Here is a 26,603-nt window from a genome sequence, read left to right as displayed (position 1 = left end):
TATGAGTACAGTTTACACACTCAACATGAAAGGAAAACGAGAGAAAGATGAGAATTTGATGAGAAACCGTCAGTCTTCATACACAATGTTTGCAACTTTTCCGGTGTAGGCATTGATTTTCACTGTCGCTTCCTTATCATCCGGAAGATCAACATCCACTTCAAAGATGAGAGTGCCCTCATTTTCTTCGAGATCTGCGTCATCCGCTGTCCCGCCCGTTTCTCGCTCTGCAATTGTTTTGGCTTCTTTTTTCGTAATCGGTGTTTTTTGTTGATCTTCACTGCTGATCTGATCAGCCGACACGACTGCTTTTGCCTGCATATCTACCTTCACTTCGTATGTTTTTCCGTCTTCTTTTTGTATGGTATATGTGGCAACACGATTCTGTTGTGTTTGTTTTTTGACGGTTCCCGGCACCCGCTCAAGCGCGAGATGCTCAGCTTCTTTTTCTGTCATGGCAGATGGATTCATCGCTTTTACTCTGTTTATCGAAAGAATATCAGCCGATTTTGCGTCAGCTTTTATAAAATAAGTTCCCTTTGGATTTTCAAGGGTCATATCATATGTTCTTTTATTCTTTGATTGCGTTACTTTCGTGACCTCGCCTTCATAGGAGGCCTCGATTTTTTTTACGACAGCCTCCTTTGACAGGACGTCCTCGTGGGTTTGCCGAATGATAAGAACCGCACAGATGATGACGGCTAAAACCGCTGCTGCCGCAGCAGATACTGCTTTTATTGTTTTTTTCATCGGCCTCCCCCATTCTGTTCTCTGAATTGCATGGTGACAGCTGTTCCTTGGTCCGGCTTGCTTTTTACAGACAGCTCAATGCCGTGCTCATCGGCGATTTGCTTGGCAATGGAAAGGCCTAAACCCGTCCCGCCTGTTTTTCTGTTTCGTGCCTCATCCGCCCGGTAGAACCGTTCGAACAGGTGCGGGATATGCTCCTCGGGTATTCCGATGCCTTCATCCCTTACTGACAGAAACGGCTGTCCATTCCTCGTTCCGGCTGTCATTACAATGGCTTTTTCACTATACTTTATGGCATTATCGAGCAAAATGGTCAGCAGCTGCTTGATGCGTTCTTCATCAGCTGTTACAAGCAGGCTCTCCTTATCTGTTTCAAGCAAAATGTCACGCTGATAGACGGGCTGGAGCGTTTGCATGACGGCGCGTGACACTTCAATCAGATCGATTGTTTTCAGGTCAAGCTCAAGACCTTTATGGCTTTTGGCCAGTGCCAGCAGCTGGTTGGTCAGTTTTTTCATATGCACCGCTTCTGAATGAATGGCTTCAATCGATTCCTCAAGCACTTCCGGCTTTTTTGCCCCCCACCGCTTCATTAGGCTGCTGTAGCTTTCTATAATCGTGAGCGGGGTTTTCAATTCATGTGAAGCGTCTTGAACGAATTGCTGCTGTTTATCGTAGTGCTCTTTCAGCATCATCGCCATCTCATTAAATGTCAGCCCCATCTGATATAACTCGTCGTGCGACTGTCCTTCCAAGGAAATCGTTTTGAATGCTTTCTCCCGCTGTATATCTTTCATTGTCATCATTAATCGTCTGATCGGATTAATGATACGGCGGGCGAGCAAGCTGCCGGCAAAAAAAGAAGCGATACAGACAGCAGCACTTGCAGCGATTAAGATGATTTTCAAAAGAAACAGACTCTCCTCTGTGTTCTCGAGCCTTTCAACCAGCTGAAGAGATACCACTTGCCCATCGGTCCAAATAACCGGAACAGCGGCTTCAGCAAACAGTTTGCCGTCATGTTTCCTTACATCTGCCGTTTCCCCGCTGTGAAATGAAAGAGGAAAATCTTTAAACTCTTTTTCTTTTGTAATGGTCATGACGGCTTTTTGATCACCATTCACTACACGGACCATGCCGTTTGCCGGAAGATAGGCCTGCAGCATGTCCTGCAAAGCCACTCCTTCTGTTTCAGCAGCATGCAGCGCTTCGGCAATGTTATCCGTCTCATCTGCAAGCCGGGCTGCATCCTTTGATGTCAGCGCGGATGAAAAAATGAGATAGACTGCGGTATGGACCAAAATTAATAAAACCAGCAGCGATATTGATGTGTACAGATGAATCTTGGTCTTCAGCTTCATCGTTTACCCCTTAATGGCATAGCCGACCCCGCGAACGGTATGGATCAGCTGTTTTTCGTATGGATAGTCCAGTTTTTTTCTGATGTATCTTATGTACACGTCCACGACATTTGTATCACCAATGTAATCAAATCCCCATACCGAGTTTAAAATCTGCTCCCGTGTCAGCACTTGCTGCGGATGTTTCAGCATATAGACGAGCAAATCAAATTCCCGCGGCGTTAATTCCACCTCTTTGTTTCCCCGTCTCACTTCACGGGTTTTTTCGTTCACCCGCAAGTCGTCATATGTAAGAAAGGTGCCGATATCTTCTGTTTTTGGTCCATTTTGGCGCAGCGCCGCCCTGATTCTCGCAAGCAATTCCTCAATTTCAAACGGCTTTGTGACATAGTCGTTCGCACCGATGTCCAGCCCTGTTACCTTATCAGGAATACTGTCTCGCGCCGTTAATAAAATGACAGGTGTCTGCTGATCCGTTTTTCTTAATCGGCGCAGTACCTCCAGGCCGCTAAGCCCCGGAAGCATGACATCAAGAAGCACCAAAGAATACCCGCCTTCCGCGGCCGCATTCAGACCTTCTGTGCCATCTTGTTTGATGATGACGCTGTATCCTTCATATTCCAATTCAAGCTGAAGCACCCTGGCGATTTTTTCTTCATCTTCCACAATTAATATGTGCCCTTTTTCCAAAATCGATCATCCTCTCCTGTCCCAAATATGAAAAAAATGATTTCATTGTTTACAAAATGATTCTTATCATCTATTATGATGTCAAAATAAAAAATTGTATACGGAAAGCACTAGGGGTGCTGTTTTGGCTGAGATAAAGCGCGCAAAAACGCGCTTTGATCCCTTATGACCCGATCTGGATAATACCAGCGTGGGGAAGTGCAGGTTGACCGAATGGTGTATTTTTTTGTGCGCTTAATCGATCTATGACTGCATATTCCCTTAGGATATGCAGTTTTTTATTTTACCAAAAAAACAGGAGGTCGGAAAAATGGATCCTATTTGCGGTACAAGCAGAATCGCTGGTTTTCGCTTCTCTTTATACCCGATGACAGATGATTTTATCAGTGTGATCAAGTCTGCGCTGAAAAAAACCGACACATCTAAGGTTTGGACGAAAACCGACCATATCAGCACAGTCTTGCGCGGATCGATTGATCATGTATTCGATGCTGCCAAAGCCATTTATCTTTATGCGGCGAACAGCGAAAAACACATCGTCATGAACGGCACGTTTTCCATCGGGTGCCCGGGCGATACCCAAGGAGATACATATCTTTCCGCAGACGGCAAGCGTGTCAATGAAGATGCTGTCGGAAGCCTGAACGCGGAAGCACCATGCCAATTTGCGCTTTACCCGATGAATGAGCCGGATTATATGGGTTTGATCATCGAAGCTGTCGACATTGCGAAAGCAGAAGGCACCTTCGTACAGGGAGTCCATTACGCGAGCGAGCTTGACGGGGACGCGCATGACGTATTCAGAACACTGGAAGCCGTTTTCCGTATGGCTGAACAGCAAACAAACCACGTAACCATGACTGTGAATGTCTCGGCTAACAGTCCATCAAGAAAAAACAGAAAGCAGGGATAAAATGAAAAGCTGGAAAGTAAAAGAAATTGTCATCATGTCCGTTATCAGTATCGTTTTTGCCGTTGTTTATTTATTATTCACGCATTTTGGAAACGTACTTGCCGGTATGTTCGGTCCAATCGCTTATGAACCGATTTACGGCATTTGGTTTATCGTTTCTGTCATCGCCGCGTACATTATTCGAAAACCGGGTGCGGCGCTTGTTTCTGAAATCATTGCCGCTCTCGTTGAATGCCTGCTGGGAAATCCATCTGGCCCAATGGTCATCGTCATCGGCATTGTTCAAGGTCTCGGGGCTGAAGCTGTATTTCTCGCGACACGCTGGAAAGCATACTCTCTGCCTGTACTTTTGCTGGCAGGAATGGGATCTTCAGTAGCCAGCTTTATCTATGATCTCTTTGTTTCTGGCTATGCAGCATATTCACCTGGTTATCTTCTCATTTCGCTTGTCATCCGTCTGATTTCCGGCGCGCTTCTTGCGGGGCTCCTCGGAAAAGCTGTCAGCGACTCTCTCGCTTATACGGGTGTGTTAAACGGAATGGCACTCGGAAAGGAACTGAAAAAGAAACGAAAACAGGTATCAGACAATGCAAGCCTTTGATGAGCTCCTAACGGTTGACCAGCTCAGCTTCACTTATGAAGAAGACGAGAAACCGGTTTTTCAAAACATTTCGTTTGAGCTTCAAAAAGGAGAATGCGCTTTATTACTAGGGCCGAGCGGGTGCGGAAAAAGCTCGCTCGCCCTATGTTTAAACGGTCTTTACCCGGAGGCTTGCGACGGCATACAGTCCGGACATGTTTTTTTATGTCAGAAGCCGGTCACAGACCCTGAAACCTCCGAAACGATTGCTCAGCATGTCGGAATCGTTTTTCAAGATCCTGATCAGCAGTTTTGCATGCTGACGGTGGAGGACGAAATCGCTTTCGGGCTGGAAAATCTGCAGATTCCGAAAAAAGAGATGACAGAAAAAATTGATGCGGTTTTAGAAAAATTACGCATTACTTCTTTAAAAGAAAAAACGATATCCACTCTGTCAGGAGGACAAAAGCAGAAAGTCGCTCTCGCCTGTATTTTGGCGATGGAGCCTGAGCTTATTATGTTGGATGAGCCAACTTCTCTGTTAGATCCTTATTCAGCGCGGGAGTTCGTTCACATGATGAAAGACCTTCAGAGGGAAAAAGGCTTCAGCCTCCTCGTCATTGAGCACCAGCTTGATGAATGGACGCCTTGGATTGAGAGGACAATTGTGCTGGACAAAGCAGGAAAAAAAGCGCTGGACGGCCGGACAGAAGATCTATTTCAGTACGAAGCGGAGACCCTAAAGGAACTAGGCATCGCGATTCCAAAAGTGTGCGGCCTGCAGGAAAAACTCAGTATGCCGTTTACTCTATCAAAAGAAACGCTGTTTAAAGAACCTTTTCCTGCCGGGCATGCTGAAAAGAAGAAAGCTCCTTCTGGGGAAAGTGTGCTGGAAGTCAGCAGCCTTTCGTTCGCAAGAGGACAGCAGACGATTTTCAAAGACATCAGCTTTTCAATACGCGAAGGCTCTTTAACGGCGCTTGTCGGCCCGAACGGCACCGGAAAATCGACGCTCTTATCCGTCCTCGCCCGTCTGATGAAGCCGAAAAGCGGAAAGATTCTTCTATATGATAAGCCGCTGCAATCGTATAAAGAAAATGAACTGCGAAAACGAATGGGATTTGTTTTTCAAAACCCGGAGCATCAGTTTGTCACCGATACAGTATATGACGAGCTGCTGTTCGGCCAGAAAGCAGATGCTGAAACCGAGAAAAAAGCGCAGCACCTGCTGAATCGTTTCGGTCTTGTGCATTTGGCTGATCATCATCCGTTTGCAATCAGCCAAGGACAAAAACGGCGCCTGAGCGTCGCTACCATGCTCATGCATGACGTAAAGGTTTTATTATTAGACGAACCAACCTTTGGCCAGGACGCCCGCACGGCGGCTGAATGCATGGATATGATTCAGCGTATCAAGGCAGAAGGAACCGCTGTCCTTATGATCACACACGATATGGAGCTAGTCTCTTCGTATGCCGACAGCGTGCTTGTGCTTCACGATACGGGTCTGGCCTTTGACGGATCTCCAGCGCAGTTATTTTCTCAGGAAACAAGGCTTGTCAAAAACGCAAAGCTCACCCTTCCCCTTCTATATGAATGGATGGCATATCAAGAGGAGGTGCGTGATGATGCAGCCGTTACATCTCATTAATCCGACAGTGAAAGCAGCGGCGGTTTTTTGCTGTGTTGTCATGCTGTCGTTTATTTACAATCCCTACACCCCTGCGTGTTTTTATATCATCATCGTGGCGAGTGTCCTATTAGCAGCCAGAATCCCATTGAAAAAATGGTTTTTGTTTACGATTCCGTTTTTGATTTTGGCATTCGGATGCGTATGGACAGCCGCTGTTTTTGGAAAGGTTCCGACAACCCCGGATAATTTCTTGTTTCAAGCCGGCCCTTTTTCGATCAACAGTGACAATGTGTCTGTCGGCATCTCTCTCGGGTTTCGTATTTTATGCTTTTCCGCCTTATCGATGATGTTTGTTTTTACGACCGATCCGATTTTATTTATGCTGAGCCTTGTCCAGCAGTGCAAGCTCTCACCAAAGCTCGCATATGGCGTCATTGCAGGCTTTCGTTTTCTTCCGTTGTTAAAGGATGAGGTCCAGCTGATCCAGCAGGCTCATAAAATCAGAGGAGGAGCGGCGGAGAACGGCTTCAAAGAGAAAATCAGCGCGCTAAAGCGGTATACCATCCCGCTTTTGGCAAGTGCCATCAGAAAAGCGGAACGGACGGCGCTTGCGATGGAATCGAAAGGTTTTACAGGAAGCAGAAATCGGACATATTACCGGACGCTGACCGTAAACCGCCGCGACTGGCTGTTCTTTTGCCTCGTTCTCTTGTTATTCGCAGGATCTTTTCTCGTATCTTTATATTTTACCTCATAAAAAGCCGCTATTGTCAATAGCGGCTTTTTTTCTTATTGATGATAGTTTAATGCCTGGGCAAGATTGGTTTTAATTATAATGTTCGAAAAATCAATCCCAAGCTGTACAGCGGTTTGCGCGATTTCAGGCCTGATTCCTGACAGGGTTGATCGGACACCGATTAAGTTGAGCGCTTCAATTAATTTAAAGATTTGGTGCGCCACCATCGTATCGACCACCACAACACCTGACAGATCGATTAACAGATGCTCCACGCGTCTTTTGGCACAAGCATGAAGCGTGTTTTCCAGAATAAACTTTGCCCGTTCGGTATCAATGTCACCGACAAGCGGAAGCAGAGCTGTTGATTTGCTCAGGGTAATGACAGGCGAGCTTAATTCCAATATCATTTCTCTCTGGGCGTTTAATTGCTGTTTGGCATTCGTTTCTGCGTGATCGACAAATGTATAAATGGTAAAATCAAAGACTCTTACAATCAAATCGGCCCATTTTTGTTTCTCTCCCGGTTCAAACGCCGACTCGTTTTCTTCTGCGAACTTCTCAAAATACTTCGTATATAATTTCCGATTTCTCATAAACTCCCGAATGACGTACTGAACCGGCGTGTCGAGATGCTTTTGATCGTTTGTCAGCTCAATGACCCACTCTTGAAATTCTTCGAGAAATTGTTTTTCAGGTAAAACATACATGTAATTCAGATGCCGGTAAAATTCCCTGTCCTGCTCTTTCAATTCTTCCGTTACAGATGCATTATGTAAGGCGTAAAGCGAATTCGGATCACTTTCCTCCATCGTTTCAATCCATTCCTCGGCCATTTGTTCCACATGCTCTGAAAAAAACGCATATAATTTTTCATTCAGTTTCATCACACTGCTCCTTTCCCCAACACTATTATAACTTGACTGACAGCTGAATCCCAGTCAGACACGCTGAAACCATCCAATATTTTGAAAATTACTAATTCTTTGGGTTGTATCCCATTTTTTCAAAATGCTTCAAATGGCTCTGTCCGAGCGGTTGTTTTTTTCATATAATATGAGGCAACACCCTTGAATCCACTTGAAAGCATAAAAAAGGAGGGCTTTTTTATGAATGGTGAAATCCGCTTGATCCCGTATGTGACGAATGAGCAGATCATGGATGTAAACGAGCTTCCTGAGGGCATTAAAGTGATTAAGGCGCCAGAAATGTGGGCAAAAGGGGTAAAAGGCAAAGATGTAAAAATTGCTGTATTGGACACTGGCTGCGACGCAAGCCATCCTGATTTAAAAAAACAAATCATCGGCGGAAAGAACTTCACGGATGATGACGGCGGCAAGGAAGATGCGATTTCCGACTACAACGGACACGGCACACACGTCGCCGGAACAATTGCAGCTAATGATTCAAGCGGCGGCATTGCCGGAGTCGCGCCTGAGGCAAGCCTATTGATTGTGAAGGTTCTTGGCGGTGAAAACGGCAGCGGACAATACGAATGGATTATTAACGGCATTAACTACGCTGTGGAACAGAAAGTCGATATCATCTCAATGTCTCTTGGCGGACCGAGCGATGTGCCAGAGCTTGAAGAAGCGGTGAAAAACGCCGTAAAAAATGGAGTGCTTGTCGTTTGCGCAGCGGGAAATGAAGGTGACGGCGACGAACGTACAGAGGAGCTTTCCTACCCTGCGGCTTATAATGATGTAATCGCGGTTGGTTCTGTTTCCGTAGCTCGAGAATCGTCAGAATTTTCTAACGCAAATAAAGAAATTGATCTCGTTGCACCGGGAGAAAATATATTATCCACCCTTCCTAATAAGAAATACGGTAAGCTGACGGGCACTTCAATGGCTGCCCCTCATGTCAGCGGAGCACTTGCTTTAATTAAAAGCTTTGAAGAAGAATCGTTTCAAAGAGATCTAACTGAACCTGAGGTTTATGCGCAGCTGGTCCGCAGGACACTCCCGCTTGATATCGCAAAAACACTGGCAGGTAATGGATTCCTTTATTTAACTGCTCCTGATGAGCTGGCAGAAAAAGCAGAGCAATCACATTTGATGACCCTATAAAATTATTTTTCTCATATAATTTATGTCGTAATTTGTAAATAAAATTTCAAATTCTATGTTGACAACGAATTTGAATTACTGTTAAGATTACCAACAAATGATTCAACTTTTCAAAAAATTAATAACATTTTCTCTTATCGAGAGTTGGGCGAGGGATTGGCCTTTTGACCCCAACAGCAACCGACCGTAATTCCATTGTGAAATGGGGCGCACTGCTTTTCGCGCCGAGACTGATGTCTCATAAGGCACGGTGCTAATTCCATCAGATTGTGTCTGAGAGATGAGAGAGGCAGTGTTTTACGCAGAAAAGCCTCTTTCTCTCATGGGAAAGAGGCTTTTTATTGTGAGAAAACCTCTTAGCAGCCTGTATCCGCGGGTTAACGAGAGTGTTTTACATATAAAGGAGGAGAAACAATGACAACCATCAAAACATCAAATTTAGGATTTCCGAGAATCGGACTGAACAGAGAATGGAAAAAAGCACTTGAAGCGTATTGGAAAGGCAGCACTGATAAAGATACGTTTTTAAAGCAAATCGACGAACTATTTTTATCCGCAGTAAAAACACAAATTGACCAGCAGATTGATGTTGTGCCTGTTTCTGATTTCACCCAGTATGACCATGTACTCGACACAGCAGTCAGCTTCAACTGGATTCCAAAACGGTTCAGACATTTGACTGACGCTACCGATACATACTTCGCTATCGCCCGCGGAATTAAAGACGCTGTATCTAGTGAAATGACAAAATGGTTTAATACAAATTACCATTACATCGTTCCGGAATATGACGAGAGCATTGAATTCCGCCTGACAAGAAACAAACAGCTCGAAGATTATCGCCGGATCAAACAGGAATACGGCGTTGAAACAAAACCTGTGATTGTCGGCCCTTATACGTTCGTTACGCTTGCCAAAGGCTATGAGCCGTCTGAAGCTAAAGCAATCCAAAAACGCCTTGTGCCGTTATATGTACAGCTTTTGAAAGAGCTTGAAGAAGAAGGCGTAAAATGGGTTCAAATCGATGAGCCAGCGCTTGTTACAGCTTCTGCCGAAGATGTCCGCGGCGCAAAAGAATTATTTGAAAACATTACAAGCGAGCTTTCCTCCTTGAATGTGCTTTTGCAAACGTATTTTGATTCTGTGGATGCTTATGAAGAGCTGATCTCTTACCCGGTACAGGGAATTGGCCTTGATTTCGTTCACGATAAAGGAAGAAACCTGGAACAGCTGAAAACACACGGCTTCCCAACAGACAAAGTGCTGGCAGCCGGTGTAATCGACGGACGCAACATTTGGAAAGCAGATCTTGAAGAACGTCTCGATGCCGTTCTCGATATTCTCAGCATTGCAAAAGTTGAGGAACTGTGGATTCAGCCTTCCAGCAGCCTGCTGCACGTTCCTGTAGCAAAACACCCTGACGAGCATTTGGAAAAGGATCTGCTTAACGGATTATCCTACGCAAAAGAAAAACTAGCCGAGCTGACAGCTTTGAAAGAAGGCTTAGTTTCAGGAAAAGCGGCGATCAGCGAACAAATTCAGCAGGCTAAAACTGATATTCAGGCGCTCAAACAGTTTGCAACAGGCGCGAATTCTGAACAGAAGAAAGAGCTTGAGCAATTAGCCGATAAAGACTTCAAGCGCCCGATTCCGTTTGAAGAACGTTTAGCCCTGCAAAATAAATCTCTCGGCCTTCCGCTTTTGCCGACGACTACGATCGGGAGCTTCCCGCAGTCTGCTGAAGTGCGGAGCGCACGCCAAAAATGGCGGAAAAATGAGTGGTCTGATGAACAGTATCAAAACTTTATCAATGCAGAAACAAAAAGATGGATTGATATTCAGGAAGAATTGGAACTTGATGTCCTTGTTCACGGTGAATTTGAACGGACCGACATGGTCGAATACTTCGGTGAGAAGCTGGCCGGCTTTGCCTTCACAAAATACGCTTGGGTTCAATCATACGGCTCACGCTGTGTCCGCCCGCCAGTCATTTACGGAGATGTTGAATTTATTGAACCGATGACAGTAAAAGATACTGTGTATGCACAGTCATTGACTTCAAAGCATGTGAAAGGAATGCTGACGGGCCCTGTTACGATCTTAAACTGGTCTTTCCCTCGAAACGACATTTCGAGAAAAGAAATCGCCTTCCAAATTGGGCTTGCTCTTCGCAAAGAAGTAAAAGCGCTTGAAGACGCAGGCATTCAAATCATTCAAGTCGATGAACCAGCGCTGCGTGAAGGTCTTCCATTAAAAACCCAAGATTGGGATGAATATTTGACTTGGGCGGCAGAAGCATTCAGATTAACCACTTCTTCCGTGAAAAACGAGACGCAAATTCATACGCATATGTGCTACAGCAACTTTGAAGACATCGTCGATACGATTAATGATCTTGACGCGGATGTTATTACGATCGAGCACAGCAGAAGCCACGGAGGATTTTTGGATTACTTAAGAGAGCATCCGTATCTGAAGGGTCTAGGCCTTGGTGTATATGACATTCACAGCCCACGTGTGCCGTCAACTGAAGAAATGTACAACATTATCGTTGATGCGCTTGCCGTCTGTCCGACTGACCGCTTCTGGGTAAATCCAGACTGCGGATTGAAAACAAGACAGCAGGAAGAAACGGTTGCAGCATTGAAAAACATGGTTGAAGCCGCAAAACAGGCAAGAGCTCAGCAGACACAGCTTGTATAAATATAGAAACCATCTGCCTTCGGCAGATGGTTTTTTCTATTAGAAAGCGGGAATCGGTTTTCGATGCTCCCCATCCCCTTCTTTTACTATTTTGGCTGCTCCATTTTCATCAAATTCCACAAGGCTCAATGAAGTATCATGTATGTAAGCAGAATTCCATATGTCATTAATGCGTCTTCCCTTTATGATATTTAACAGCATTAATATAAAGACGGAATGGGTAACCAAGAGAACATTACCAGAAGTATGGCTGTCTAAAATCGTTTGGAGAGCCAGCCTTACCCGGCTTTCAAGGTCAAAAAACGTTTCACATCCCGGCTGGCGATAAGCTTCGGGATGATGAAAATAAGCATGAAAAAGATCAGGTTCGTCTCTTTCAATATCCTCTTGTTTTTTCCCTTCCCATGAGCCCAGTGACATTTCTCTGAACATATAATCTTTAACCAGCGGGAGCCGGCGCGATCCCAGTATGGTTTTTGCCGTCTCTTCTGTCCGCTTGCTCGGGCTGATGTAAACCTGATTCAATTCAATATCTTTCAGACGCTTCCCAAGAGCGCGGGCGTTGTACAGTCCAAGTTCTGTTAAATCAGAATCCAGCCAGCCCTGCATCCGTTTTTCCACATTCCATTGAGTCTGTCCGTGCCTAGCAATATATAAATGCAGCATGATCACCCCTCCTCTTTTCTCCTCTTATCTTAGCAAATCCCCCAAATATTTTGTTTACTTTTCACTTTTTTGAGAATGTTCTTTGCACTTCTTTTCGGCTATACTTATAACACTCAATTGACAGGAGGGTTTAGGATGAATCATGAAAAGTTCTTAAAACGGGCTGTCGATCTTGCTCGTGAAGGAGTGAATGCGGGAGTTGGCGGGCCTTTCGGAGCCGTTATCGTGAAAGACGGAGCCATTATTGCCGAGGGACAGAACAACGTCACAACAAGCAATGACCCGACTGCCCATGCAGAAGTGACGGCTATTCGAAACGCCTGCCGGGCACTTGACACCTATCAGCTTGATGATTGCATTTTATATGCGAGCTGCGAGCCGTGTCCCATGTGCTTAGGCGCCATCTACTGGGCCAGGCCGAAAGCCGTTTACTATGCAGCGGAGCACACAGACGCTGCTGAAGCCGGATTTGATGATTCATTCATATATGAAGAAATTGATAAACCGGCAGAAAAAAGAAACATACCTTTTTATCAGGTGACCCTGAAGGAGCATTTATCCCCATTCCAGGCATGGAGGGATTTTGCCAATAAGAAAGAATATTAAATGGATCAGGCATGTGCGGCCTGATCCTTTGTTAATTCGGTGAGAAGCCGCTGTGCCCGTGCGCACTTCGGATTGACTTTCAGCGCTTTTTGCAAATACAAAACAGCGGTCATATGCTGATGCAATTCAGCATGGCAGACACCGAGCCAGCAGCTTGATCTAAAATCGGCTGCTCCTTTCACCTGTACGTACTGAAGATTTTCACTATCGGTTTGCAGGCAAGCTTCGAACGCTGTGATCGCTTCTCTTACTTTTTTAGACTGATACATAATAATCCCTTTATAATAGTGAAGCGTGCAGTAATCGGGATAATGCCCCAGCGCTTCATTGATATCCCGTTTCGCTTCTTCGTACCGTTCTGCGTCAATCAATAATTTATACTTTAAATAATAGAAAGCAGGCGGCGGAATTTGCTGTTTTCTTTTACATTTATTAATACAATCCATTGCCAGCCGGAAGGCTTTATCATGTTCGTTTCCTCTGTCATATTCAGCTGCTTTCTGATAAATGAGAGACGGGTCAGCACAGAATGTCAGCAATTCCGTATCCAATAAGTTCATGTTGCGTTGATGCTTTTGCTGTGCCTCCTGCTCTAAATAACCGTAATGGTGAATGATACATGGAAGCGAGAAAGGGCTGCTTTCCTCTCTTCCCTCTGGTCTTTCCCCAATACTTCCCGTAAACCTTATGTTTTGCTGATTGCGGATCAGCCTGATCTGCCTTTGTTCAAACGCTTCATTTTCATTCCATTGCTTCCCGGTGTAGTTCACGACCTTCACGCAACCGAGAGACGGCAGGCTGTCAGTCAGCAGCGAAGGCAATAGGCTGCCCGTATCCGAGTCTAGTTCTTCGTCGGCATCCAAGATCAAGATCCACTCTCCCTTGGCATGCTGTAAACTGGCATTTCTCGCCTTTGAAAAATCCTGTTCCCATTTATGATGATAAACTTGGGCATGAAAGCTTTTGCAAATGTCTTCCGTACGATCGTTCGAACCGGTATCAACCACAATGATTTCATCAGCAATACGCTGCACACTCTCCAAACAGCGTGCGATATGGCGTTCTTCATTCTTCACAATCATACAAACTGACAGCTTTGGTCTTTTCATGTGCTCACCTTTTCTCTAGTCTGAATTCACCTATACTACATGTATTCACACTTCGAAAAGATCATGCCCGCTCCGCGTGCTTCCGCACAAAAAAACATCCTGAGAACCCTCAGGATGCCGGTCATTATTTTAATTCTAATTTTACATCAATATTTCCTCTGGTTGCCTTCGAATAAGGGCAGAATTCATGAGCAGCATTGACAAGCTCTTGTGCCTTGTCCCGATCCAAATCTTTGGTGTTCACAACAAGTGTGACGCCGATTTTAAACCCGTCGTCGCTCTCATCCTTCATGAGGCTGACCTGCCCTTCAATTTCGGAATCGATTTTAATATTTTGCTCTTTGGCCACGTGTTCGAGCGCGCCGCCGAAGCATGCAGCGTATCCTGCCGCAAAGAGCTGTTCCGGGTTTGTTCCGGTTTGTCCTTCTTTTTTTGCATTAGGCATCACAATATCAAAATCAAGAACGCCGTCATCTGAAGTAATATGTCCGGCCCGTCCGCCGCGTGCGGTTGCTTTTGCTGTAAATAGTGCCATTTTTTCCATCCTCCTTGTTTGTATCTAGTTGTTATATTTCCCTTTCTGATCTTTTTAAACATGCTATGTTTGCCGAGAATAGGAAAAGTGATGTTTTTCAGATACAATAGAATGGAATGTCAGAAAGAGTTGGTGAACAAGATGGAAAATGAATTTGACCATATGAAGTTGGAGAATCAGCTTTGTTTTTTGCTATATGCGAGTTCGCGGGAAATGACAAAGCAATACAAGCCGCTGCTTGAAAAGCTGAATGTGACGTACCCTCAATATTTGGCTTTGCTTTTGTTATGGGAACACGAAACGCTTACTGTCAAAAAAATGGGCGAGCTGCTGTATTTAGATTCAGGGACACTCACTCCGATGCTGAAACGAATGGAACAGCAAGGTTTGATTACGAGAAAAAGATCTGAAGAGGATGAGCGGTCCGTATTGATCAGCCTGACAGAGAACGGGGAGTCATTAAAAGAAAAAGCGGCTGACATACCAAGGACGATCTTGGGGCTCTCAAAGCAGTCCGGAGAGGACCTGAAACAGTTAAAATCCGCTCTATATACATTGCTGGAAACGCTTCATCAAAAAAGTTGAGGATGCCTTATACGAGGCATCCTCTTAATATTTTATTCAGCTACTTCCAGCGTAACATCGATATTTCCGGAGGTTGCTTTTGAATACGGACAAACGCCGTGCGCTTTTTGCACAAGTGTCTGTAATTCTGATGCACTGACTCCTTTCCCTTTCACCTGCAGCGTCACACCTAATTTATAGCCTTGATCTTCTTCATCCTTTAACAGGCTGACATGCGCTGTAACCTCTGTCTCTACTTTCACTCGTTCTGTTCTTGCTACCAGCTGCAGTGCGCTGTCAAAGCAAGCTGCGTAACCTGCTGCAAACAGTTGCTCCGGATTTGTCGCTTTTTCTAATTTCTTTGCTCTCGGTGTTCCCGGCATTGCGACATCGAGTTCGAGAACGCGATCTGATGATATCACCTTTCCTTCTCTTCCTCCTACCGCTGATACTGATGCTGTAAATAATGGCTGACTCATGTTTCATTCCCCCTGAATATATTTTATACAATTAAATTGTACAAAATCTAATTTGTAGTGTCAATTTTTTGGCGCATAAAAAAAGCTTATCCCTTTACGAGATAAGCTTTTCATCGAACATTGTCCCGCTATTCGCGGATTTGCCCAGTTCCTTTAATGATGTATTTTGTAGAAGTCAGTGCAGGAAGCCCCATTGGCCCTCTTGCATGAAGCTTTTGCGTGCTGATGCCGATTTCGGCTCCGTAGCCGAATTCAAAGCCGTCGGTAAAACGGGTTGATGCGTTATGATAGACCGCAGCAGCATCGACAGCGGTTTGAAAATAAGCCGCGTGCTTGTCATCTTCAGTTAAAATCGCTTCAGAATGATTGGTGCCGTATTGTTGGATATGCTTCACAGCTTCTTGGACGTTCTCAACCGTCTTTACGCTGAGGACAGGCGCTAAAAATTCAGTTTCCCAATCTTCTTCTGACGCTTGTTTGCTTGAAGGATGAAGTTCACATACAAATTCATCACCGCGAATTTCAACTCCCGCGTTTTCCAGCTGGGCAAGCAATTCTTTCCCGTGCTGCTTCGCCCACGCTTTGTGAATAAGCAATGATTCAATTGCATTACACACGGAAGGGCGCTGCGTTTTGGCGTTTATGACAACCTTTTCTGCCATTTGCGGTTTGGCCGTTTCGTCAATGAATATGTGGCAGTTTCCTGCTCCGGTTTCTAACACAGGCACTGTTGATTCTCTCACGACGAGATCAATCAGCTTTTTGCCTCCACGCGGGATTAATACGTCAAGACCGTCGTTCAGCGTAAAGAGTTCTTTCGCTGTTTCCCTGTTTGTATCCTCAATCAGCTGTATGGCGTTAATTGGAAGCGATGACTGCTCAAGCGCTCTGTGAATCACGCTGACGAGTGCTTTGTTGCTGTGAATGGCAGAGGAGCTTCCCCGCAGAACAACCGCGTTACCCGTCTTTAAGCAGAGGGTTGCTGCGTCGACTGTAACGTTCGGTCTCGCTTCATAGATCATTCCGACAACACCTAGCGGAACACGGATTTTTTCGATAAACAGTCCGTTCTCTTTTTCAATCGTTTCAAGAGATTCACCGACCGGGTCTGCCAAATCAATTAAAAGCTCTACTGCATCCGCTATATCACGAATGCGTTTCTCATCAAGTGTCAGGCGATCAATGATATCAGGTGTTAAGCCATTGTTCGTTCCGTTCTCAATATCTTTGGCGTTTTCCATTAAGAGAAAATCTATTTCTTTTCGGAGCCCGTTTGCGATGAGGCTGAGCGCCTCATTTTTTTCAGCCGTTGTTTTCATGATCAGTTCAGCTGCTGCTTCGTTTGCCAGCTTCGCTTTTACAGAAACTTCACTCATTTTTCCGCCTCCTAGTCTTTTAAATTGACCCAGTCATTCCTGTGGATCACCTCAAACGTTTTCTCAAAATCAAGTTCATCACTTCGTTTGCCTTTGGCCTCCATAATCTCCTCGGAGGAGTAATGAGTTTGGCCTTTGCCGATCACGCCGCCCGGCCCCTTGACTTCCACAACCGCCCCTTTCGGAAAGCTTCCGTTCACGCCCACTACGCCAGCCGGCAGCAGGCTGCTCCCGTTATGGATCATCGCCTCCTCGGCACCAGCATCAATGAGGATTTCACCTGATATCGGCGAGTGGAACTGAATCCACTGTCTCGTGTTGTTAACCGAAGATAGTTCTTTGTCTCCGATATAAGTGCCGTCTCCCCTGCCGTCCAAAATGTCCGCCAGCTTTTGCTCTCCGCTGCCTGTTCCAATGAACACTTTCACTCCAAGAGACAGCGCGGTTTGCGCGGCTAACAGCTTTGATTTCATGCCGCCGGTGCCGACCTTTGATCCGGCTGAACTGGCATACCCCAGCAATTCAGGCGTGATCTCCGGCAAATAATCAAATCGTTTCGCCTCAGGATTTTCATTCGGATTGGCATCATACAGCCCGTTGATGTCAGTGAGAATCATGAGCTGGTCCGCATGAATCAATCCGCTGACTAACGCAGAAAGCATGTCATTATCCCCGAATGTCAATTCTTCAACAGATGTAGAATCGTTTTCATTGATAATCGGAATGACGCCGCGCTCCAGTAATTCCATAATCGTTGCGTACGCGTTTCGATACCGTTCTCTTTTCGAAAAATCATTTCTCGTTAACAGGATTTGTCCCGGAGTCAGTGCGTATTGTTTGAATTGAGTCATATATTGCTGCATTAACAGTGTTTGTCCGACCGCGGCCGCCGCCTGTTTTCCTTTAATGGTAACGGGACGGGACGGATAACCGAGGCTGGAAAACCCCGCCGCTACGGCTCCCGAGGTAATCAGAATCATTTCATGTCCCGCTTTCTTCAACAGGGAAATGGCCTGAACATGCTCTCTGATTTTTGCCTCATCAATGCTTCCGTTGCTATTCGTGAGCGAACTGCTTCCTATTTTCACTACTATTCTTTGTTTTTTCATTTATTCTCCTCCGCGGCTCTTCGCCAGCCAACTTCCAATAAAAAAACCCATTTCATCCTGATTCATAAGGACGAAATGGGTTTCCGTGGTACCACCTTGATTGAACGCGCTTATGCACGCTCCGCTTTCCTGTAACGCCAGGTTACGCGCCTAGGTTTTCCCCCTAAGACTCCAAGGCAGGTTCGGCAGGTTTCATGCGGCAAAATGTTTCAGCGATTCATTTTGCTCTCTGTCACAGAAAGGTCTGCTTACTAATCCTCTTCAACGCTCAATGATTTTTTTATATTATGCAAAGAAAAAGGACACTTGTCAAGGATTTTTATCATCAAAAAGAGCCCGCATGGCGCGGGCATCTTGCCGTCTAGTTAAAGACGATTGTTTTGTTTTCATGAACGATGACGCGGTCTTCCAAATGCCATTTTACAGCACGTGCAAGCACGCTGCGCTCAATCGTTCTGCCGATATTTTTAAGGGCGTCCGTGTTGTCACGGTGATCCACACGCTCAATATCCTGTTCAATGATCGGCCCTTCGTCTAAATCGTTTGTGACGTAGTGAGATGTCGCTCCGATCAGTTTCACGCCGCGCTCGTAAGCCCGTTTGTACGGATTCGCACCGATAAAAGCAGGCAGGAACGAATGATGGATATTGATGATGCGATTCGGATGAGCCGAAACAAAATCAGGAGTTAAGATCTGCATATAGCGTGCAAGAACGATCACATCAATATTGTATTGCTCAAGCAGTTCAAGCTGCTTCTTTTCGACTTCCGCTCTGATGTCTTTGTTCGCTTTCATATAGTGGAATGGAATGTTCAGCCGCTCAACCAGCTCTCTCGCCTCTTCATGGTTGCTGATGACAACAGCGATTTCCGCCATAAGGTTGCCGGTTTGCCATTCCCAAATCAGCTCATGCAGACAGTGAAGCTCCTTTGAGACAAAAATGGCGACACGCTTCAGCTCGCTTGCCAATGTTAAGCTCCATGTCATGTCGAATTTTTCCGCAATTGACGCAAACGCCTCCTGCAGTGTGTCTTTTTTCTCACGAATGCCCGCACAGTCGAATTCGATTCTCAGGAAGAAACGGCCGCCTTCAGGATCTGTCGTATATTGATTGGATTCTATAATATTGGCGCCGTGTTCAAATAAAAACGCGGAAACCGCAGAAACGATACCAGGCTGATCGGGACAGCTGACCAAAAGGCGACCTTTATCCTCATTCCCGTCACGGTATTCGTTTAACCGCTGAGTCATATATGATTTCATGAATAATCCCTCTTATCTTTGTAAGTCTAAACTATTTATCCATTATACTGAAGATTTGATAAAAATCAATTTATGACAGAATTTTTAAACCAACGGCTGAGCATAAGATCAAAGCGATAAAGAAGATCCGTTTGGCGTCTTTCGGCTCCTTGTAAAAGAGGATGCCGACAAGCGCTCCGCCGGCGGTGCCAATGCCAGTCCAGACAGCATAAGCGGTACCCATCGGAATGGTTTCCATTGCATACGACAGCAAGGAAAATGATGCGGCAAAACCAACAATGATCAACAGCACCCATTTCACGTTTTTTTCTTTCGCATATTGATTCATAAGGGCCACGCCGGCCATCTCCAAACAGCCCGCGCACAATAAACTGATCCAGTGCAGCATTATGCCTCGCCTCCTTTTTCGTCTGTCTCATCCTGTGTCACAAGCTTCAATCCGATTACACCGATTAAGAGCACGCCGATTAACAAAAGCTTTGGCCATCCGATCGGCTCATGAAACAGAATGATTTCACTCAGCACTGTTCCAGCTGTTCCGAGTCCGGTAAAGACGGCATACACGGTTCCGACAGGCAGACTGTTTGTCGCCTTCATTAAAAGATAAAAGCTGACTATGATGCCGACGGCTGTGCCGCTCCATGTTAAAGCTGAGTCAGCATGCTTTAAGCCTACCACCCAAACAACCTCGAAAACGGCGGCAAGCACGACTAATCCCCATTTCATTACAAGTCATTCCTTTCTTTCCAGTAAGATTCTCCGAAAACAAAAAAACCCCGGACAGTCGTCTCACATGAGATTGACTCTCCCGGGCTTTTTTCCCTCCGTGTGCATACGCGTTTCTATTTACGCGTATGTGTTTTCTCTCGGACCAGTCCATGTCCATTGACATGCGGAACCCTAGAAAACTTTATCTGACACTATGATACTACAACTTCACACTTTCTTTCAAATGTAAGATTTTCTTTCATATACCGCGATTGGTTTGTTCCACTTTCTGATCGTTCTGCTGTATAGCATGCCGATTTTCTCAGCTACCCGTATGGACGCTTTGTTATCCGGGTCAATTATAGCCGCCACTTTGCCGAACTGCCGCTCGTTGAAGCCGTAGTCCAGGCAGGCTCGAGCCGCTTCTTGCGCATAGCCGTTCCCCCAGTGGCGGCGTGCAAACATATAGCCGATTTCCATTACTGTCTGATTTTCGATCTGCTGGGGCACGATGCCGCATTGACCCAAAAAATCCCCTGCCCGTATGTCTTCGGCGATCCACAGACTGACGCCGTACCCTTTTTCATTTCTTTTGTTCCAATTAATCCACTCGCGGGTTTGCCTTTTATCTTTTAAACCGGAATAATATTTCATGACGTCAGGATCGTTAAAAAGCTCGAGCAAAGAAGCATGATCCCGATCTTCCATACAGCGCAAACGAATGCGATCGGTCACAAGCTTCGTTTTAGCGCTCATATTCCGCCAAATCCTGCTTCCATTCTTTTTTGAGGGCTTCAATATGTGCTTGATGATAGCGGTTATGATCCGCCATGTGCCAAATGCCCCACCTTACAGTCACGGTGTCATTATCGTAAGAAAGCGGCTTGTGCAAATCATCTTCAGTTAAGGTGAAACATATCGATTTCAGCTCTTTTACCACATGTTGATGTCTTCTCAGGAGTTCATCTAAACCGGGCTGGTTCTCCGGTTCAGGGAGCCGTCCGTTTTCATCTGTCATCGGGCCGTATGCCTGTTCAATATGATCCGGTATCCGGTTTTCCTTGATACGCCAGACCCATCTGATGTCAACATTTGCGATATGGTGCAAAAGCTGAGCCGTGCTGTTTTTTGTTTGGCAGCGCCCCCTATAATACAGTTCACTGTGTGTCATGCGGCTTACGATAGAAGCCAGACGGAGAGTGTTTTCTTCCACTGCGGAATACAGTAGACTGACCGTTGGCGCCATGTCGTTTCTAATGAATAAGTCCTTCATGTTTGTTCCCCCCCTAACTAGGTACATTTGACGCCAAACAAAAATTCCCTTTAAAAAAGAAAAAAGCTCTCGTTAAAAATAGAGAGCAATCTTAATTGTTATTTCCCGGTTTATATAAATACGGATCATGCCGCGGTTCGTTTGAAGTATTCAAATCAAGCGATATATCGCCGCGGTCATTCATCGTGCCAAGTGTGATCGAGGACAGCTGTTTGGAGCTGTATCCTTTTTCCTCAAGCTTCTCAAACAGCCATGCTCGGTTTTTTTGGAGGTACTTCAAATTATGATCAAGGATTTCACCGTCCAGTATGAGGGGGATCGGGATAAAATTCCGTTCAGCTTCCATATTCAAATCCCGCACCTGCACCGCTCTCGCTTCCTCTTTTGGAATGACGCTCACTTCTCCCGTTTCTTCAATGATGGCAAGATCAATGTCAGCCGGATCGGCATAGCCCTTTTCCCTTAGCTTTCCGAGCAGTTCATTAACAGTCAGCCTTTCTTTACGCAGTCCGCGTTCATCAATATCCCCGTTTCGGATTAAGACAGTCGGACTTACGACCAGCAGCCATCGCCATTTATTAGAAAGAGCAAGCTTGCTCATCAGAAGATAAAGCACCAAAAAAGTGCCCGCGTAATAAATCGACATCGGCAGCCTGGATGTAAGAATCGGCTCACTGATAATGGTTCCGATTGCGAAGGTCAAAAGCAGATCAAAATTGTTCATTTGTGATACGGCTTTTTTACCGGCAAGCCGAAACAGAATATACGCAATCGAAAATACGATAACTGGCTTCAGTAAAAATGCCCATACGATCCACAACACCGGTCTTTACCTCCATCACGCTAGTCATATTGAGCCTATTTTGCCCTGAGGCAGAAGCGCTATGCATCACACCCTTTTATTCGGTGTTTAAATAGGCGAACGTGCACTTCCCTGGCACATACCATAATAGAAAGCAACATAGATTGGAGGCACAATATGAAGTATCAGAAGACGAATACCCATTGGCCCTATGATCTTCCATCGGCTTCTCATTCCGCGGGCTATCAGCAACAGCAGACAATCGACAGACTAGCCGGTTAAGAGCTAAGAATGGAGCAGCTAATCAGAGCGATTGAGGTAAATAATGAATTGCTGAGAATGATGCAAGAACAGCAAAACCGTGTATGCACAAGCGGCAGCAGCGGATCAGTGATTGTCCGAATGTAGAAGCAGGCGCTTGTCCGCCTTCTTCTATCTCAATAAAAAACTCTTCTCAGAAAGGAGAAGAGTTTCATGTATGTGTTCAAACGGACTGTGCCATACTTAATTGCGGGCCGAACAGCTCGTAATGGATAGAGTCCGGTGCTGATCCAAGCCCTGACACAAGTTTATGCATTGCTGTAATAAAAGACTGTGATCCGCAAATATAATAATCCGCATCTGTATTGGCAATCAGTTTTTTGAGGAACTGCTGATCAATTTGTCCTTCGTGAAATTGAAGATCACCTGCACGGTCTTCCTCTGTTGGCTCACGATACACAAATGCTGTCTTGACAGAAGAATGGTTTGCCGCTTCTTCCACCTCATGACGCAATGCGTGATATTCACTGTTTTTCGCGGCATGAATGAACAGAATCTGCCGTTCAGGCTGCTTGGAAACAGACGTTTTCAGCATGCTGATCATTGGTGTAATGCCAACTCCGGCACTGATCAGAACGAGATCTTTTTGTGATGAAGGATCTAAAACAAAGTCTCCTGCCGGTGCGCTGATCTCTATTGAATCTCCCTCATGCAGCCCATCGTGTAAATAGGAAGATACGGCACCGTCTTTCTTCACTGAGATTCGATAATAGTCTTTTCCTGGCATATCAGACAGGCTGTATTGACGAATATGCGTATATTTAGAGTCAGGAATCCGTACTTTGATGCTGATATACTGCCCTGCTTGAAATTCAGGTAACGGCTTGCCGTCTTCCGGCTTCAAATAGAAGGATGTAATTTCTTTGCTTTCCTGCTCTTTTTTCGCGATGACGAACGGCTTATACTCCTTCCAGCCGCCAGCTTGCTGCTCCGCCTCCTCATACATTTCTTTTTCAATTCCGATGAACGCGTCAGCGATTACTCCGTACGCTTTCTCCCATGCCTCCATAATATCAGGTGTCGCAGCATCTCCCAGAACATCTTTAATCGCAATCAGCAAATATTTGCCGACGATCGGATAATGTTCAGCCTTAATTCCGATAGAGCGGTGCTTATGGCCGATTTGTTTCACGACCGGAATGATATTTCCGAGCTGATCAATATTTGCCGCAGCTGCAATAACGGCATTTGCAAGTGCAGTGCGCTGTGTTTTTTTCTTTTGGTTTGTTTGATTAAAAATGTTCAAAAGTTCTGGATGATCTTGGAACATCAGATCGTAAAAACGGCCAGTGATCGCTTCTCCATGCTGTTGTAATACGGGTACAGTGCTTTTAATAATTTCGATTGTTTTATTATCTAACATCGTTTAAACAATCCTTTCAAAAAGATGTATTTAAAATATATCTTTAAAATACATGATGTCACGAACAAAAGATATATTCAAAATGAATCTTTAATAAAATTGTCACAAAATTATCAATTTAACGTGACAAATGTTGCTTTTTTATAGAATCCCCTAGCAAAAACGGACTAACCGCTGTAATTATCACCATCGGAAAGATGAACAGCACAAAAAAACCCAAAACAACATCATGTTTTGGGTTTAACGATTACCAAGGCTTATCAGTTCCGAGCGCATTTGCAAGCGCCTGGCTGTGTTTTTTGCGGTTCTTTCGTTCATTAGCTCGCTGAACTGCTGTATTGTGCAGCATGATTTCTTCTTCTGTTTCCGGTACAACTCTCGGTACAGGCACCGGCTTGCCATTTGAATCTAATGCGACAAATGTCAAAAAGGATGTCGCGGCAAGTTCCCGTTCGCCAGTCATCAGATGCTCCTTAATGACTTTTACAAACACCTCCATGGAAGATGTGCCGACCCATGTCACATATGACTCCAGGCAGACAGAATCCTTTTGCCCGATCGGCTTCAGAAAATCTACAGAGTCCATCGAAGCTGTTACTGTTTCCCGTCTGCAATGGCGCGCAGCGGAAATAGAGGCAATATCGTCGATGTAGCTCATTAATTTTCCGCCAAACAGCGTATTATGGTTGTTTGTATCAAGCGGGAACACCCTGCTGGTTTTTACAACCTTTGACTCTTTACAAAATTTTGTTTCCGGTGTTTCCATACCTTTCTCCCCTTTGATGTCTGATCGTTTAGCTAAATGCACTCATATTCTCCTATTAAACAATATTCTCTGCTATTTGTCTAAAATTTAAAATGGTTTGTCTGTCAGGTTTTCTTTCCAAAACGTTTAATGATTTTCATGATGAGGGAATAATAAATGTATTCTTCACACGGTCAGGAGGAGAAACAAATGGACGTATCCATCCCGAAACACCAGTACAAAACGGTATGCCAAACAGAATACGGCACACTTCAGAAAGTGATTTTATGCAGACCGGAGCATATGACCATAAAAGATGTCATAAACGAAACACAAAAACATTTTGAAAATGACAATATTCATGTCAAAACCGCCACCGACCAGCACAGCCGATTGGTTGAAGCACTCAGGTCACACAACATCGAGGTCATCCTTTTGCCCGTCCGCGACGGACTCCCCGAGCAGGTCTTCACCCGGGACATAGGGTTTGTCATCGGAGAAAAAGCCTGCCTCTCGAGCATGACTGAACCGATTCGCCAAGGGGAAGAAGCCGTCATAAAAGAGTTTTTTCACAGTCAAGGCATTTCTTACACCTGTATGCTTGATACCAGCATTGAAGGCGGTGACGTCATCATCGATGGTGATACAGTCTACGTCGGAATCAGCCAGCGCACGGACATGTCAGCCATCGGCCAGCTGGAAGAGGCGCTTCCTGAATATACGGTCATTCCAGTACAGCTGCATGAAAAATTTTTGCATTTGGACTGCGTATTTAACATCGTATCTGAAAGCGAAGCACTAATTTATCCTAAAGCCCTTGAGCCAGAGGAAGTTGAAATGCTGGCAAAACGTTATGATCTCATCGAGGTGCCCGAGGACGAACAATTTACGCTTGGCACCAACGTTCTTTCTATCGGGAGAAAAACGATCATCAGCCTCCCTTGCAACCGCCATGTCAATCAACAGTTATCGAAAAGAGGCTATCACATCATCGAAATCGACCTGTCAGAAATTATTAAATCAGGCGGCTCCTTCAGATGCTGTACGATGCCGCTGATTCGCGGTGAATGAAGAATATTCCCCTTTTTCATGTTTTGAACAGCTTATTTTATCAAGATACGTTAATATAAAGGTGACATCATTTTTAAGGGGGAAATCGCATGACAAAGTACATAGGATATGTCGGAACATATACAAAAGGCGGAAGCGAAGGGATTTATTCATTTGAGCTTGATACTGAGAAAAAAACACTCAGCGAGCCAAAGCTTGCCGCTAAGCTGGGCAACCCGACATATGTGACGCCGAATAAAGACAACACCATTCTTTATTCAATTGAAAAAGCAGACGGCCAAGGCGGAGTTGCTGCCTATCAAATCGATAAAAACAGCGGTGAATTAACATTTCTGAATCATCAGTTAATTGACGGCCCATCACCATGCCACGTAAGCGTCGATGATCAAAATCAATTCGTATTGACTGCCAATTATCACAGCGGAAAGGTACACGCTTTTCCTGTCCAAGGCGACGGAAGTTTACAAGCTCCTGCTGCAGAAGCTGCCCACACAGGAAAAGGGCCGCACGAAAGACAGGAAAAGCCGCATACACACTACGCGGGATTCACACCTGAACACAACTATGTCGTAGCGGTTGATTTAGGAACAGATAAGCTTTACACCTATAAGCTGAAAGACGGCGTATTGACTGAATCCGGAACCCATTCTTTCGCTCCCGGCGCAGGACCTCGCCATATTGCTTTTCATCCCAAAGAAAAATATGCTTATGTGATGACAGAATTAAGCAATGAAGTGATTGCGCTTGAATACAATCCGACTGCCGGCGAATTCCGAGAAATCCATGTCGTCTCTGCCATCCCTGATGATTTTACAGATAACAGCCAGGGAAGTGCCATTCATGTCACACAGGACGGCCGTTTTGTTTACGTCGCAAACCGCGGCCATGACAGTATCGCTGTATTTGAAGTGAATCAATACTCAGGCGAGCTGGCTTTCGTGGAAAGAGTCTCAACAGAAGGCAACTGGCCTCGTGACTTTGTATTTGATCCAACGGAAGCGTTCCTTGTTGCATCAAATGAAGAAACAGGCAACCTTGTACTGTTTGAAAGAGACAAAGAAACCGGCCGATTGACAGTGCTTCCATCAACTGTTTCTGTCCCTTACCCGGTTTGCGTGAAATTTTTACATCAATCATAAAAGCAAAGAGTGGCTCTGCAAAAAACAGAGCCACTCTT

At 45.2% G+C, this 26,603-nt stretch carries 28 protein-coding genes, 1 pseudogene and 3 riboswitches; of the genes and pseudogenes, 11 read left to right on the top strand and 18 right to left on the bottom strand.

All coding sequences use genetic code 11. The annotated features are described in order from the left end of the window. Positions 1–69: 69 nt before the first annotated feature. From LWH95_RS11290 to ykoG, 3 genes are read right to left on the bottom strand one after another with little or no spacing between them, the layout of a single operon-like run. Positions 70–750 (bottom strand): PepSY domain-containing protein, encoded by a 681-nt coding sequence (locus LWH95_RS11290; RefSeq protein WP_133487705.1) that lies wholly within the window; start codon positions 748–750, stop codon positions 70–72. Then, positions 747–2,111, bottom strand: a complete 1,365-nt coding sequence (gene ykoH, locus LWH95_RS11285) for a two-component system sensor histidine kinase YkoH (protein WP_003239033.1) — start codon at positions 2,109–2,111, stop codon at positions 747–749. The genes LWH95_RS11290 and ykoH overlap by 4 nt, the downstream gene beginning before the upstream one ends. Before the next feature lie 3 nt (positions 2,112–2,114). Continuing rightward, complete coding sequence (gene ykoG, locus LWH95_RS11280) at positions 2,115–2,801, bottom strand: two-component system response regulator YkoG (protein ID WP_060398479.1); 687 nt, start codon at positions 2,799–2,801, stop codon at positions 2,115–2,117. Between the two features lie 102 nt (positions 2,802–2,903). Beyond that, positions 2,904–3,015, top strand: a riboswitch (TPP riboswitch). Between the two features lie 96 nt (positions 3,016–3,111). Here ykoG and LWH95_RS11275 point away from each other — a divergent pair. Genes LWH95_RS11275 through thiX form a run of 4 tightly spaced genes read left to right on the top strand, consistent with a single transcriptional unit; the run spans position 3,112 to position 6,684 of the window. Next, positions 3,112–3,714, top strand: a complete 603-nt coding sequence (locus LWH95_RS11275) for a Ykof family thiamine-binding protein (protein ID WP_148981548.1) — start codon at positions 3,112–3,114, stop codon at positions 3,712–3,714. 1 nt (position 3,715) lies between these two features. After that, positions 3,716–4,315 carry an ECF transporter S component gene (locus tag LWH95_RS11270; protein ID WP_003239038.1) on the top strand — a complete coding sequence of 200 codons (600 nt, stop codon included), beginning with the start codon at positions 3,716–3,718 and terminating at the stop codon, positions 4,313–4,315. After that, positions 4,302–5,945: an ABC transporter ATP-binding protein gene (locus LWH95_RS11265; RefSeq protein WP_232919614.1), complete on the top strand. Its 1,644-nt coding sequence runs from the start codon at positions 4,302–4,304 to the stop codon at positions 5,943–5,945. The genes LWH95_RS11270 and LWH95_RS11265 overlap by 14 nt, the downstream gene beginning before the upstream one ends. Further along, complete coding sequence (thiX, locus tag LWH95_RS11260) at positions 5,920–6,684, top strand: CbiQ family ECF transporter T component (RefSeq protein WP_232919613.1); 765 nt, start codon at positions 5,920–5,922, stop codon at positions 6,682–6,684. Before LWH95_RS11265 ends, thiX begins: the two co-directional genes overlap by 26 nt. Before the next feature lie 32 nt (positions 6,685–6,716). Here the strand turns inward: thiX and rsbRB are convergent, their stop codons facing one another. Further along, on the bottom strand, positions 6,717–7,550 hold the full coding sequence (gene rsbRB / locus LWH95_RS11255) for an RsbT co-antagonist RsbRB (protein WP_060398475.1): 834 nt from the start codon (positions 7,548–7,550) through the stop codon (positions 6,717–6,719). Between the two features lie 222 nt (positions 7,551–7,772). Between rsbRB and isp the strand changes: the two genes are divergently transcribed. Beyond that, on the top strand, positions 7,773–8,732 hold the full coding sequence (gene isp / locus LWH95_RS11250; RefSeq protein WP_232919612.1) for a serine protease Isp: 960 nt from the start codon (positions 7,773–7,775) through the stop codon (positions 8,730–8,732). A gap of 131 nt (positions 8,733–8,863) precedes the next feature. Further along, positions 8,864–9,019, top strand: a riboswitch (SAM riboswitch). A 127-nt stretch (positions 9,020–9,146) separates the two neighbouring features. Continuing rightward, positions 9,147–11,435, top strand: coding sequence for a 5-methyltetrahydropteroyltriglutamate--homocysteine S-methyltransferase (gene metE / locus LWH95_RS11245; protein ID WP_003239053.1), 2,289 nt, complete (start codon positions 9,147–9,149; stop codon positions 11,433–11,435). A 39-nt stretch (positions 11,436–11,474) separates the two neighbouring features. On the opposite strand, the gene LWH95_RS11240 is transcribed toward metE, so the two are convergent. Beyond that, positions 11,475–12,101 (bottom strand): histidine phosphatase family protein, encoded by a 627-nt coding sequence (locus tag LWH95_RS11240; RefSeq protein WP_232919611.1) that lies wholly within the window; start codon positions 12,099–12,101, stop codon positions 11,475–11,477. 135 nt (positions 12,102–12,236) lie between these two features. Here LWH95_RS11240 and LWH95_RS11235 point away from each other — a divergent pair, with 135 nt between their 5' ends. After that, the gene (locus LWH95_RS11235) at positions 12,237–12,707 is read left to right on the top strand and encodes a nucleoside deaminase (protein ID WP_003239055.1); all 471 of its coding nucleotides are present in this window, start codon (positions 12,237–12,239) and stop codon (positions 12,705–12,707) included. A gap of 5 nt (positions 12,708–12,712) precedes the next feature. Here the strand turns inward: LWH95_RS11235 and LWH95_RS11230 are convergent, their stop codons facing one another. Both LWH95_RS11230 and LWH95_RS11225 read right to left on the bottom strand, forming a co-directional pair. After that, complete coding sequence (locus LWH95_RS11230; RefSeq protein ID WP_232919610.1) at positions 12,713–13,816, bottom strand: glycosyltransferase family 2 protein; 1,104 nt, start codon at positions 13,814–13,816, stop codon at positions 12,713–12,715. 124 nt (positions 13,817–13,940) lie between these two features. Beyond that, positions 13,941–14,351, bottom strand: a complete 411-nt coding sequence (locus tag LWH95_RS11225; RefSeq protein WP_019258199.1) for an organic hydroperoxide resistance protein — start codon at positions 14,349–14,351, stop codon at positions 13,941–13,943. 141 nt (positions 14,352–14,492) lie between these two features. On the opposite strand from LWH95_RS11225, the gene LWH95_RS11220 reads away from it, so the two are divergent. Then, positions 14,493–14,936 (top strand): MarR family winged helix-turn-helix transcriptional regulator, encoded by a 444-nt coding sequence (locus LWH95_RS11220; protein ID WP_019258198.1) that lies wholly within the window; start codon positions 14,493–14,495, stop codon positions 14,934–14,936. A gap of 32 nt (positions 14,937–14,968) precedes the next feature. On the opposite strand, the gene LWH95_RS11215 is transcribed toward LWH95_RS11220, so the two are convergent. The 9 genes from LWH95_RS11215 to LWH95_RS11175 all read right to left on the bottom strand — a co-directional run bounded on the left by LWH95_RS11215 (position 14,969) and on the right by LWH95_RS11175 (position 21,947). Then, a complete protein-coding gene (locus LWH95_RS11215; RefSeq protein WP_133487725.1) occupies positions 14,969–15,394 on the bottom strand; it encodes an organic hydroperoxide resistance protein in 426 nt (141 codons plus the stop codon). A gap of 128 nt (positions 15,395–15,522) precedes the next feature. Next, positions 15,523–16,770 (bottom strand): glutamate-5-semialdehyde dehydrogenase, encoded by a 1,248-nt coding sequence (gene proA / locus LWH95_RS11210; RefSeq protein WP_232919609.1) that lies wholly within the window; start codon positions 16,768–16,770, stop codon positions 15,523–15,525. Between the two features lie 11 nt (positions 16,771–16,781). Further along, positions 16,782–17,879, bottom strand: a complete 1,098-nt coding sequence (gene proB / locus LWH95_RS11205; RefSeq protein ID WP_232919608.1) for a glutamate 5-kinase — start codon at positions 17,877–17,879, stop codon at positions 16,782–16,784. 361 nt (positions 17,880–18,240) lie between these two features. Next, positions 18,241–19,143 carry a formyltetrahydrofolate deformylase gene (gene purU, locus LWH95_RS11200; protein WP_003239062.1) on the bottom strand — a complete coding sequence of 301 codons (903 nt, stop codon included), beginning with the start codon at positions 19,141–19,143 and terminating at the stop codon, positions 18,241–18,243. Positions 19,144–19,213: 70 nt separating this feature from the next. Then, positions 19,214–19,531: a multidrug efflux SMR transporter subunit YkkD gene (gene ykkD, locus LWH95_RS11195; RefSeq protein WP_003239063.1), complete on the bottom strand. Its 318-nt coding sequence runs from the start codon at positions 19,529–19,531 to the stop codon at positions 19,214–19,216. After that, a complete protein-coding gene (ykkC, locus tag LWH95_RS11190) occupies positions 19,531–19,869 on the bottom strand; it encodes a multidrug efflux SMR transporter subunit YkkC (RefSeq protein WP_003239065.1) in 339 nt (112 codons plus the stop codon). The genes ykkD and ykkC overlap by 1 nt, the downstream gene beginning before the upstream one ends. Before the next feature lie 77 nt (positions 19,870–19,946). Further along, a riboswitch (guanidine-I (ykkC/yxkD leader) is annotated at positions 19,947–20,058 on the bottom strand. A 33-nt stretch (positions 20,059–20,091) separates the two neighbouring features. Next, complete coding sequence (locus LWH95_RS11185) at positions 20,092–20,607, bottom strand: GNAT family N-acetyltransferase (RefSeq protein WP_232919607.1); 516 nt, start codon at positions 20,605–20,607, stop codon at positions 20,092–20,094. Then, positions 20,597–21,124 (bottom strand): DinB family protein, encoded by a 528-nt coding sequence (locus LWH95_RS11180; protein ID WP_232919606.1) that lies wholly within the window; start codon positions 21,122–21,124, stop codon positions 20,597–20,599. The genes LWH95_RS11185 and LWH95_RS11180 overlap by 11 nt, the downstream gene beginning before the upstream one ends. Positions 21,125–21,215: 91 nt before the next feature. Next, positions 21,216–21,947 (bottom strand): DUF421 domain-containing protein, encoded by a 732-nt coding sequence (locus tag LWH95_RS11175; protein ID WP_133487735.1) that lies wholly within the window; start codon positions 21,945–21,947, stop codon positions 21,216–21,218. 156 nt (positions 21,948–22,103) lie between these two features. Between LWH95_RS11175 and LWH95_RS11170 the strand changes: the two are divergent. Then, positions 22,104–22,334, top strand: a pseudogene (locus LWH95_RS11170) (hypothetical protein). A gap of 76 nt (positions 22,335–22,410) precedes the next feature. On the opposite strand, the gene hmpA reads toward LWH95_RS11170, so the two are convergent. Both hmpA and LWH95_RS11160 read right to left on the bottom strand, forming a co-directional pair. Next, complete coding sequence (hmpA, locus tag LWH95_RS11165) at positions 22,411–23,610, bottom strand: NO-inducible flavohemoprotein (RefSeq protein WP_232919605.1); 1,200 nt, start codon at positions 23,608–23,610, stop codon at positions 22,411–22,413. 247 nt (positions 23,611–23,857) lie between these two features. Then, complete coding sequence (locus LWH95_RS11160; RefSeq protein ID WP_032732170.1) at positions 23,858–24,376, bottom strand: acyl-CoA thioesterase; 519 nt, start codon at positions 24,374–24,376, stop codon at positions 23,858–23,860. A 189-nt stretch (positions 24,377–24,565) separates the two neighbouring features. On the opposite strand from LWH95_RS11160, the gene LWH95_RS11155 reads away from it, so the two are divergent. Then, positions 24,566–25,426 carry a dimethylarginine dimethylaminohydrolase family protein gene (locus tag LWH95_RS11155; RefSeq protein ID WP_232919604.1) on the top strand — a complete coding sequence of 287 codons (861 nt, stop codon included), beginning with the start codon at positions 24,566–24,568 and terminating at the stop codon, positions 25,424–25,426. Positions 25,427–25,515: 89 nt separating this feature from the next. Then, positions 25,516–26,565: a 6-phosphogluconolactonase gene (pgl, locus tag LWH95_RS11150; protein ID WP_003239074.1), complete on the top strand. Its 1,050-nt coding sequence runs from the start codon at positions 25,516–25,518 to the stop codon at positions 26,563–26,565. Positions 26,566–26,603: the final 38 nt, after the last annotated feature.

The sequence above is a fragment of the Bacillus sp. G16 genome (genome assembly GCF_021282335.1).
Lineage (GTDB): Bacteria > Bacillota > Bacilli > Bacillales > Bacillaceae > Bacillus > Bacillus inaquosorum.
The sequence above is the reverse complement of the archived record's forward strand: the minus strand, read 5'-3'. Positions and strand labels throughout refer to the sequence as shown.

Coding starts and splice junctions, on each gene's coding strand:
- proA (WP_232919609.1), bottom strand. CDS start 16,770: ATGAGTGAAGTTTCTGTAAAAGCGAAGCTGGCAAACGAAGCAGCAGCT.
- ykkD (WP_003239063.1), bottom strand. CDS start 19,531: ATGCTGCACTGGATCAGTTTATTGTGCGCGGGCTGTTTGGAGATGGCC.
- LWH95_RS11290 (WP_133487705.1), bottom strand. CDS start 750: ATGAAAAAAACAATAAAAGCAGTATCTGCTGCGGCAGCAGCGGTTTTA.
- LWH95_RS11220 (WP_019258198.1), top strand. CDS start 14,493: ATGGAAAATGAATTTGACCATATGAAGTTGGAGAATCAGCTTTGTTTT.
- LWH95_RS11265 (WP_232919614.1), top strand. CDS start 4,302: ATGCAAGCCTTTGATGAGCTCCTAACGGTTGACCAGCTCAGCTTCACT.
- pgl (WP_003239074.1), top strand. CDS start 25,516: ATGACAAAGTACATAGGATATGTCGGAACATATACAAAAGGCGGAAGC.
- LWH95_RS11180 (WP_232919606.1), bottom strand. CDS start 21,124: ATGAAGGACTTATTCATTAGAAACGACATGGCGCCAACGGTCAGTCTA.
- LWH95_RS11235 (WP_003239055.1), top strand. CDS start 12,237: ATGAATCATGAAAAGTTCTTAAAACGGGCTGTCGATCTTGCTCGTGAA.
- proB (WP_232919608.1), bottom strand. CDS start 17,879: ATGAAAAAACAAAGAATAGTAGTGAAAATAGGAAGCAGTTCGCTCACG.
- LWH95_RS11160 (WP_032732170.1), bottom strand. CDS start 24,376: ATGGAAACACCGGAAACAAAATTTTGTAAAGAGTCAAAGGTTGTAAAA.
- LWH95_RS11275 (WP_148981548.1), top strand. CDS start 3,112: ATGGATCCTATTTGCGGTACAAGCAGAATCGCTGGTTTTCGCTTCTCT.
- metE (WP_003239053.1), top strand. CDS start 9,147: ATGACAACCATCAAAACATCAAATTTAGGATTTCCGAGAATCGGACTG.
- isp (WP_232919612.1), top strand. CDS start 7,773: ATGAATGGTGAAATCCGCTTGATCCCGTATGTGACGAATGAGCAGATC.
- LWH95_RS11270 (WP_003239038.1), top strand. CDS start 3,716: ATGAAAAGCTGGAAAGTAAAAGAAATTGTCATCATGTCCGTTATCAGT.
- LWH95_RS11215 (WP_133487725.1), bottom strand. CDS start 15,394: ATGAGTCAGCCATTATTTACAGCATCAGTATCAGCGGTAGGAGGAAGA.
- LWH95_RS11240 (WP_232919611.1), bottom strand. CDS start 12,101: ATGCTGCATTTATATATTGCTAGGCACGGACAGACTCAATGGAATGTG.
- thiX (WP_232919613.1), top strand. CDS start 5,920: ATGATGCAGCCGTTACATCTCATTAATCCGACAGTGAAAGCAGCGGCG.
- LWH95_RS11225 (WP_019258199.1), bottom strand. CDS start 14,351: ATGGCACTATTTACAGCAAAAGCAACCGCACGCGGCGGACGGGCCGGA.
- LWH95_RS11230 (WP_232919610.1), bottom strand. CDS start 13,816: ATGAAAAGACCAAAGCTGTCAGTTTGTATGATTGTGAAGAATGAAGAA.
- hmpA (WP_232919605.1), bottom strand. CDS start 23,610: ATGTTAGATAATAAAACAATCGAAATTATTAAAAGCACTGTACCCGTA.
- rsbRB (WP_060398475.1), bottom strand. CDS start 7,550: ATGAAACTGAATGAAAAATTATATGCGTTTTTTTCAGAGCATGTGGAA.
- purU (WP_003239062.1), bottom strand. CDS start 19,143: ATGAAATCATATATGACTCAGCGGTTAAACGAATACCGTGACGGGAAT.
- LWH95_RS11155 (WP_232919604.1), top strand. CDS start 24,566: ATGGACGTATCCATCCCGAAACACCAGTACAAAACGGTATGCCAAACA.
- ykkC (WP_003239065.1), bottom strand. CDS start 19,869: ATGAAATGGGGATTAGTCGTGCTTGCCGCCGTTTTCGAGGTTGTTTGG.
- LWH95_RS11185 (WP_232919607.1), bottom strand. CDS start 20,607: ATGAGCGCTAAAACGAAGCTTGTGACCGATCGCATTCGTTTGCGCTGT.
- ykoH (WP_003239033.1), bottom strand. CDS start 2,111: ATGAAGCTGAAGACCAAGATTCATCTGTACACATCAATATCGCTGCTG.